Here is a 9,318-nt window from a genome sequence, read left to right as displayed (position 1 = left end):
TTTAAAATATTTAATATCTGATGCTCTGTAAATCGGCTGCGTTTCATCGTTTCTCCTCCTCTTGCCTATTATGCCGGAGAAACTCTAGTTTTAAATGGTGCTATTTTACGGGAGGGTTACACTAGAATAGGCATCCATAATCCCAATTTCACTCAATTGATAGATTATCTTTTCCAATGAAAAAATTAATGGGTTTTAATATTGTCTCATGGTTTCTGATAGCGTTATACGTTGTAACAATATTCATAATAAGTCTGGCAGCAAATAGCCATCTGACTGAAGGATTTATATCTAGCCTGCCATGCATACTTATGGCTATATTTTTATCAGAAAGAGCCTTACCCTTATTAAACCTCAAGTATAAACACTTGACGAAACGTCAAGTGTTTTTTATTGATCTAAGCATTGTTAGTATAAGTTTTTTGTCCGCACAGCTTATTTACATTCTCACTGACTTCAACAATCCTGATGTGAAAGGATGGTGGTCTCTTTGGCTAAACGCTTTATTTATCTTTGAGTTTTTATATGCAGTTATTTATTCTGCTTTGGCATTAATGCTGCCACATCATAAATATTATACGTTTATTTTTTCAGGGACTATTCTTATAGTTTTTTCACTAAGCAAATATTGGCCAAGAATTGACCTTGCAGGAATGGAAGCATTATATGTCTTTTTATTTTCTCTTATTTTTTTCCATTTATTTATATGTTTTTATTATTTAAGTAAAATAAAAATTAATTTACGAAAAAGCCTGGAATAACCTAGTGTATAATAATAATTCTGCCGTTTGTTTGGTAAATCATCTTTTCTTACATTCTTTACTTAAAAAGCTTACTTTCTTAGTTAATTCCTGGATAAAGAGAATTGTATTGCGCTTAAAATGAAGAAAATATTTTTTCAGTTCCGAATTCATATTTCAATGATTTGTCCGATGAAGAAGCTCCGTGGTTAAAAATAGAATAGGAAACAATTGAGCTTTGCGAAGATTTAGATAATAAAAAATTGATTACTTCTTTTTCGTTTTTAAAATCCATTATTCTCATTAAATCATCATAGGCTTCTGCTTTTTTTAAATCAGGTAAAAATTGTTCGCAGCAATGCAAAAGGCCACGCAATTCTTCAAAGGTTAAAAATACGCTAAAAAATAACATGAAAGCAGTTACCATCGCCAGTATAAGAGTGGGATTATCGTTGAGATCATTTTCCTTGTACATTATTGCGCAATAGAGTAAGAAAGGCAGCGTGATTAAGCTGGCAATGCTGACTCTAAACATAAAATCGTTACCAGGGTCTTTTTTTTGAGGCAGCAGCAAGCTTATACTTTCCTTCCCCGCTTGCAGCATGGATACATTTTTCTTTGCTAGCCTCCTTACTTCATAAAAGTAATAAGGCGAGCCAGATCCATAAAAGCTTGCGATGTAGAACCTCTTAAAATCAAGTTCATTGCAAAAACGAAATACACCATGATTAGGATCCGTGTAGCGAATTTTGCCATCATTTTGCACGGATAAATAGCAAGCATGTTTAACCGAAAATGAACCCAGATAAATTAACAAATCCTCTCCGCGATGATTATTTGCAATTTGAATTAAATTTTGTGCCTGCGTATGCAGCTCAGGACAAAAACACGGAAGAGTTATCCTGCAATGTCGGTAGCCCTCCCCGCTCTTTTGAATGTTGTATATTACTTCATTTAATGGGATCATGGAGCCTGGGTTGAGATAGGGACTTAGGTTCTCATCTGCCATAGCAACAGAAAAACCATAGCAGTATCCTTTGGAAGAACCTATTCCCTGAAAAGTCCCTTGGCTTAACTCCGCAATTCGGCTCCCATCATACAAGAACTTACGATAAATCGCGTCTCTTAAGCTATGCGCATCTAAAAAAATATCCTCAAGCGCGTCAGGTTCTTGGCATTGTATGGCTTCATTATCTGCATAAATATCAGCTTCTTCTTCCAGATATTGAAGATATTTTTCCTGAATTAACTTAAGTTCTTTTTTAATAGGTAAAAGATAATGTTTAGATGACTGTTCGTAATACCGCTCAATTTCTGCCAACTCATGTTCAAAGGTGAGCATATTGTTGCTGAGCTTTTCTTCTAATTTTTCCAATAAGTTATCTAAAAAACATTCTTCCTCTAAAATTTCATCGATCAATAATTCGCCCAGGGTAGCCTGATTTGCAAGCCCTACTAAACGAGGCTTGCTGATTATTAACTCAATTTTTATTTTTCTTAATAATTTAATGCACCCTATAAGACTCATAAATCCCTTTATTAGTTAGGAGTTAAGCATAAAACTTACCAACACTCGCAACATAATACCAGCATGCACAACCAGGCATCTTTATATATTTTTACATTAACTTGCCATCAAGCCCAATTATTACTACAATAGTGCAATTTAAAACCACAGGAATCACAATGCAAAAAGAGCAATTTCCACCCCGTAAGGATAACCCTGACATTGATAACAAGGATCAAGTCGAAAGAAATCCTGCCTCTCACCAACCGGCTACTAACCAGGAAACACCCATTGATGGAACCAATTATGTTTTAAGAAGTGAATCCCTTGAGGAACTGCTGGAAATTGGCTTAACAAGGGAGTTAGTAAATTCTGAGTCTGTTAGTAATAGCACTTCTCACCAAACCCCTGGTAACCGAGCAAGACCCTTTGTTGGAACAAATTATGCTATAAAGGAAGAATCCCTCGAAGAAGTGGAAATTAGCTTAACAAGAGGACCGATAAATTCTGGACCTGTTGGTAATAGCATAGGATTTTTTGCTGCTCACCAATCTCCTGCTAACCGAGAAATACCTATCGTTGGGACAAATTATGTTTTAAGACAGGAATCTCTTGAAGAATTGCTGAGAATTGGCTTAAGAAGAGAGTTAGTAAATTCTGAGGATAACACTATGTCCCCAGATGCGCAGACAGCCTATAAGCCATCTTAAGTTTAAGCCGTTAAACCAAAGACTGGCAATATTTGCTGCCAATCTTTGGTTGATGTAAATTTTAAAGCCAGCCACTATCATACATGTTCATCAACTGTTAACGTGATCAAGCCTAATTCGTTCTTGCTAACATACATAATTGCAACTTAGATAAACACGGGAACATTATCTGAAAGTACCCTGTCCCTTGCAGTTCCATGCTCACTACTGTTAACAGCAGAGAAAAATCCGAGTTGTCTTCCAGCAGAAGTAAAGACGACAGGGTGTTCTGATAAATCTTCCACCATTGATTCTTGCGATACACCCAAGGAATTTCTTGTCTGAAAACCTAAGGAATTAAGCACTTTTGCAGTTGTTTGCTCAACATGTTCGCCGTTCAATTCGTTTTCTGCAGTATTAGAGACAGGCGACACTGTTTCTTGCTGTTTCAAGCGGTATAAATTTGCTAAAACAATAGCAGATTCCAATATCATCAAGGTAACACCCACCGCAGGATGCAGCGCAAAGCCCAATGCAATAAACAATATTGACGTCACGAGCGTGATAGCCGTGTTATAGGTGAAGCTCACGAATAAGTTTTGGAAAATATTTCGGTTTGTTTTGGCAGACACATCAAATGCCGTTGCTAAAGGAAATAATAACCCTTGCTGGATGACTATTCCGGCATGTTGTTCGGTTACTGTATCACCAATATTCGATTTTACAGCAACCCCTATGTCAGCATGCGCAATAGCGGTAAGATCATTAGCGGCATCCCCTACCATAGCAACCTTGTGGCCACGGCGCTGTAATCCCCGAATATAACTTTCTTTTGATATTTCCGATGTTTCACCTGTAGTTGTTACACCTACCGTATTGGCGCAAATGTTATCATTGGAAATTCCCAGCAATGCAGCATATTGTTCTGCAGTTGCTTTATCAGCACCTGTACAAATATGAATTTGTTTCCCCATTGATTTTAATTGCTTAACCGTTGCAATAGCATCTTTACGCAAAGGATCAGTTAGTGCAATTTGCCCTATTACTGTGGACCCCCGCACCATGTATATTGTGCCGTTTTTAACATCATCATAAGGTGCATTGATATGGTTAATTCCATTTGCAAATAACATCTCTTTGTTGCCAACCATAAAGGTCTCACCGCTGATATCTCCCTTAATTCCTGAGTGATGACTTTTATCAACATGAGTTACCTCTAATGATTCATCAATGGTGATCCCCTGCTGCTCTATGTAAGACTTAATCGTTTTTGCTACTGGATGATCAGATTCGCCCTCTAATAATGCAAAAAACTTCAACAATTTTTCATCTTGAATGCTCAGTCTATTAATTGAAATTTCTCCCTCAGTCAGCGTTCCATTTAAATCAAAAACGACGATATCAATGTCGGCTGCTGCCTGCAGCATTTTACCATTTTTGTAATGAACCCCTTTTTCAGAAGCTTTTTTCATACCAATGCGAACAGCCATTGGGGTGATAAGACTCAACGCACAGGGACATGCACTCACCAGGATGGATATGACGCATTGAACTGCCAAAGCCGGAGGGAATAATAACGAGGTAACCACCCCTGCGATTATGGCGATGGCAAGTAATCCTGGAACAAAATATTTCAATATTTTGCTTGCGACCAGTTCAATAGGGGCTTTTTCATCATTTGCCTTGTTAATATTTTTTGCAATTAAGGATAAGTAAGAGTTTTGGTGTGTTTGTGTTACCCGCATTTCCAATGTAGGAATATGGCTTGCTAAACACATACCAGCCTTTACCGCCTCACCAGGAGAAAACTGTTTGAGATAAGGTGAACCATTGATTCTCGTTGTATACAGGAGCGCTGGTTGCGTTAATACTCCATCAACAGGAATGACCTGCCCTTTTTCAATGACAATCATGTCATTAGGAATAAGTTGCTTGACGGAAACTTGCCGGTCTGGGTTGCCTTTTAACAGAACTGTTTCCGGTGCACAGTCACGTACATCCAGCTCTTCGTTAATTTTGTCCAATAAAGTGTGCTCAATGGCTTCACCCAAATGCCAAAAACCTAAAATAAGAGGTGCTGACTCAAGCATCATTGGTAGACCGGGAACAAATAAGCTTGCAATGGAAATCCCAACGAGCGCTAAGGTGCTTATGGTATACAGCATAGGCATTGCCCATCTTTTTTGTACCAATGCTTGCAAGGCAGAATGGTAAACTTTGTATCCTAAATACAATGTCATTAAAGTAGAGAAGCCTGTGATAGCGTAGTAAGCAATCATAGGAATATTAAAACTTGCGACTGAGAGGATTAATAAACCGATACCACATACTATACCTAAGGCAGCCTTTAGCCAGTGATTTTCATGGTGGTCATGGTGGTCATGGTGGTCATGATGGTCATGATGGTCATGATGGTCATGATGGTCATGATGGTCATGATGGTCATGATGGTCATGATGGTCATGGTGGTCATGGTGGTCATGATGGTCATGATGGTCATGATGGTCATGATGGTCATGATGGTCATGATGACAGCCCCCGTGCGTGCAATGAAGCTGAGGATATTCTTCTTCCTCAAGTACTTCATGCTCTATTTTTTCAGTGATAGGGATTTGTCTTTCGTGTAAAAATTTAATCCATTTATTCTGTTCATCGATAACATCTTCTTTCGATTCGCATAAAATGCTGATGCTTTTCTCTGAGCTAATCAAATCCAATGATGCGCGAATCAAACCGAATTTTTTGCCCTCATTTAAAATTAATTGATAGTTCTGAATAGCCTCTTCCTGATTAAGAAGATCAAGATGTTCTGAGTTAGCAAGATAAAATCGAAAATACATAAGCGCCATACAATACCTGCATTTATTAGATTTAATGATTAGAAACTAATGCTTTAAGTGCGTATTTGGGGAATAAACTTACCTGTGTGAATAAGTCATATGCAAAAGAGTAGCCATATAAACTTTTTGCAGTTCCAGATCATGAGTTTTTATAAACCAGAATTCTGATTTAAGCGATTTCACTTCCATATAAACTTAGTCGTATCGTTATTAATTTCAGCACTCTTTATCGCTTCATTATTATGACGTCACTTTCCTGCGCCAAAACGCTGACAAACTCGCCACAGGTACTTTTAAACTATCTACACTGCCCCGAAAAAATGGTATAATATAACACTTTAAAAAGTGTTACAATATAACATATTCAAGTGCTCATAAATGTTTATCCGAAGATGATGTAAAGAATTGGTGCAATTATTTTTGAGTATAAATCTGATAAACTAACCGATAGACCTTCAACACATTCATGCAGTTTATGACTGAAAATTTACTAGAGAAAGCTTATAAACATTGTATCGCCCATGGTTACCGATTTACGAATCCAAGAGAACAGGTTCTCAAGATATTAGCAAATGAAACCAAACCGCTGGGGGCTTATGATATTTTGCAAAGATTGTCCAATGAAATTAATAAACCCAATCCCCCTACTGTATATCGTGCTATTCAGTTTTGGCATCAAGAGGGATTTATTCATTGCATTGATAGTCTTAAATCATATGTTGCCTGCTCAAATGGACATCATCTTGGTCAAACTCAGTTTCTTATTTGTAATCAGTGCGATTTCGTTAAAGAGCTTGAAAATATTATTGATTTTACTCCGGTAACAAAATCAGCAAAATCCATTCAATTTTCTATTATGAACTGCACCGTGGAAATTAAAGGGTTATGTGCAAATTGTAATTCATCCTGAGAGCTGGGCATACTTTTCAAGACGTTTTTCCTCAACTCTTATAAGCATATCTGCTTATGCTCTCTACTTTTTGTTTGCCCTTATAGAATTTTGCCACACTTATAGCTCCAAAACTGGTAAGTACTTTCTTTGCCCCATTTTGTGCTGACAGGCAAATAAAAATCTTTTAGTAGTAAATATATTTTTTTTGAATTATAATTAATCAATTTGTATATATGGGCAATCATTATGAATAATCAACACAAAAGACAGAGAATGGATTCACCGCAAGAAAATCCGCTAAGAGCTTTTTTCTCTGAAGAGTTTTTGAAATCAACATTTTTAATAATCCCCCCAACCACCTCTTTAAGTGCTGAAGACATTTTAGGCCCGTTTAGTACACCACAGCACTTTTCTTATCAAAACCAACAATCTTTCCCGCAATATTTTTCCTTGCCTCAATTACAACCCACTTCGATGGCCCAGGAAGCCGCCATACCACAATTTACTTCCGTACCCAGTTTTCCACCATCGCAACATTTAGTGGAATCTGTAAATAATCAACAATTGCAGCAAACTCCTCGTGTTGGAGAAAAACGCAAGCGCGAAGAAACAGGGCAGTCGTTTAGCCAACAACCTCAAGATAAGAATGAATTATATAAACAACGCCTCAAAGATGAATGCACAATGGATTCAGCAAAATACGATGCACAGCAACGTATTCTACAAAATCTGCCGTGTCCTGAAGACCACAGCCCAGAGTTTGCAAACGCAGATTTTCTTTATAAAGAATCTTATAAAAAGTTTTATCAACAATTTGTTAATGATAGAGATAAACTAATTGCCGATAAAGGAGGGCAATTGGCTAGATACCATGTTAAGATAAATAAACCAAAACTTACCAGGGAAGAACTTTCAGAGTTAGGAGAAAAACCTTACGCAGAGGGTTATTTAGCATCTTACAAAAGAGCGATGCAAAGAAAACAGGAAGAAGCAGCCTCCAAAAGGCAACAAACTCAAGCGGCGGCGAGCAACAGTCAAGCAGAACAACAATCAGTAAGAGCCCCGGCAGCGCGCCAAAGCGTTTTACCCCCAACTTTCCAATTTTTCTCCGATCCAATAGCGATGAATACTAATGCCCATCCCCCAAAAACTACAGAATCAGAGAAAAAACACAATACCCCTTAGCTCAAGAAAGTCTTAGGAAAGGTTGGCCGTGCCTCGCGGCCACCTGTTAAATAAAATTTTCTTGAATTCCATAAGCAAAAACAACCAAATTATGTAATCCTATAAGCCTTTGCAAAAATAAATAATTAGAGCTTTGTATAGAAGTTGAAATTAGATGTGACACAATTCTTCATGGATTGTCAGCTATAGCTTCATATACTCAATACAAATCGTGAAATAACCATTAGAATACTGTTAATTTTGTATTAAGGAAAAATAATGTCTAAAAAATCCACTAAGCAACCAGTTAGAGCCCGGGACCTGGAATTATTTGAGGAGTATGAATTTGAACATAGTGAAATGGTGGATAATGTTCTCGACGATTTTATGTTCCATGCAACTGAAACTGTAAAAGCCGCACAAATGACTGCATTAGAACTGACTAAATTAGCTGTAAATCATGCAACGAACGTAGATGAAAATAAAGTATTTGAGCTTTTTCGTCGTGCTGCAGAAGAAGTAGATAAAATTTATAATAAAAACTAGGGTCTGTTGACATTTCACATAGGTAACCACAACAATGCGCAAACCATAGCTACAACAAGACACATAATTTCGTTTTAACTTATCAAATCTTGTAGCAAGCCCCCTAAAATGCTTTATTCTTGCGAACAAGTTCTCAACTAAATGCCTGTATTTATACAGGCACCAATCTATACCAGCATTGCCAATTTTAGAATTAGATTTTCTTGGAATGACAGGAATAGATGATTTTTTGCGAATAGCATCGCGTACTTCTTCGCTATCATAGCCTTTATCTGCAACGGGTAATTTTTCGATAAACTCAGGAGCAACGTTGCAGTCATGAACCTCGCCACCGGTAATCTCAAAATCAAGAGGTAATCCATGCGCATCACCTGCCATATGAATCTTTGTTGTATTACCTCCTCTGGATTTCCCTATGGCCTGATTTTCTTCAGAAGCTGCGCCAGCACTGTGTTGATGAGCCTTAACGATGCTGCCATCAATATGAATTCCCATTCTAGATCAGGCTCCTGTACCAATGCCTTGAAAACCAGCATTAGTTTGCCTTTTAATGACCATCGTTTAAATTTTTGAAAGACGCTATTCCAGCGTGCAAAGCGTCTTGGTACATCTCGCCATGGACATCCAACACGCATACGATACAGTATTCCTTCTACTGTTTTTCGTAAATGGGGCTTGTCATTAAATCCCTTGTTCGCGCATTATTGTCCGTAGCTTTGACCAATGCTCATCACTGAGCCTGGGTCTAGCCATTGCAAACTCATCTTGTTCTTGTGTGAGAACCTGAATATTGCGAGTTTGCCCTTACTTTTCAATGCCTTTGTAACCCTCCCGTAAAATAGCACCATTTAAAACTAGAGTTTCTCCGGCATAATAGGCAAGAGGAGGAGAAACGATGAAACGCAGCCGATTTACAGAGCATCAGATATTAAATATTTTA

At 37.6% G+C, this 9,318-nt stretch carries 7 protein-coding genes and 1 pseudogene; 5 read left to right on the top strand and 3 right to left on the bottom strand.

The genetic code is table 11. The features are described from left to right. Positions 1–176 precede the first annotated feature (176 nt). The gene (locus tag ELY11_RS11690; protein WP_126954849.1) at positions 177–761 is read left to right on the top strand and encodes a hypothetical protein; all 585 of its coding nucleotides are present in this window, start codon (positions 177–179) and stop codon (positions 759–761) included. A gap of 115 nt (positions 762–876) precedes the next feature. Here the strand turns inward: ELY11_RS11690 and ELY11_RS11685 are convergent, their stop codons facing one another. After that, positions 877–2,268, bottom strand: a complete 1,392-nt coding sequence (locus tag ELY11_RS11685; RefSeq protein WP_127033725.1) for a hypothetical protein — start codon at positions 2,266–2,268, stop codon at positions 877–879. 158 nt (positions 2,269–2,426) lie between these two features. Here ELY11_RS11685 and ELY11_RS11680 point away from each other — a divergent pair, with 158 nt between their 5' ends. Continuing rightward, positions 2,427–2,957 (top strand): hypothetical protein, encoded by a 531-nt coding sequence (locus ELY11_RS11680; protein ID WP_127033722.1) that lies wholly within the window; start codon positions 2,427–2,429, stop codon positions 2,955–2,957. Between the two features lie 146 nt (positions 2,958–3,103). On the opposite strand, the gene ELY11_RS11675 is transcribed toward ELY11_RS11680, so the two are convergent. Continuing rightward, on the bottom strand, positions 3,104–5,785 hold the full coding sequence (locus ELY11_RS11675) for a heavy metal translocating P-type ATPase (protein WP_233579857.1): 2,682 nt from the start codon (positions 5,783–5,785) through the stop codon (positions 3,104–3,106). Between the two features lie 466 nt (positions 5,786–6,251). Between ELY11_RS11675 and ELY11_RS11670 the strand changes: the two genes are divergently transcribed. From ELY11_RS11670 to ELY11_RS11660, 3 genes are all read left to right on the top strand, one after another. Next, the gene (locus ELY11_RS11670; protein WP_126954852.1) at positions 6,252–6,686 is read left to right on the top strand and encodes a Fur family transcriptional regulator; all 435 of its coding nucleotides are present in this window, start codon (positions 6,252–6,254) and stop codon (positions 6,684–6,686) included. Positions 6,687–6,914: 228 nt separating this feature from the next. After that, positions 6,915–7,853, top strand: a complete 939-nt coding sequence (locus ELY11_RS11665; protein ID WP_127033719.1) for a hypothetical protein — start codon at positions 6,915–6,917, stop codon at positions 7,851–7,853. Positions 7,854–8,111: 258 nt separating this feature from the next. Then, positions 8,112–8,378 (top strand): hypothetical protein, encoded by a 267-nt coding sequence (locus ELY11_RS11660; protein WP_126954855.1) that lies wholly within the window; start codon positions 8,112–8,114, stop codon positions 8,376–8,378. A gap of 14 nt (positions 8,379–8,392) precedes the next feature. On the opposite strand, the pseudogene ELY11_RS11655 reads toward ELY11_RS11660, so the two are convergent. Then, positions 8,393–9,131: pseudogene (locus ELY11_RS11655) on the bottom strand (IS5 family transposase). Between the last annotated feature and the right edge of the window lie 187 nt (positions 9,132–9,318).

It is taken from the genome of Legionella septentrionalis (assembly GCF_003989745.1).
GTDB classification, from domain to species: Bacteria; Pseudomonadota; Gammaproteobacteria; order Legionellales; family Legionellaceae; genus Legionella_A; species Legionella_A septentrionalis.
Note: the sequence above shows the minus strand (reverse complement) of the source record. Positions and strands in the feature narration are given on the sequence as shown.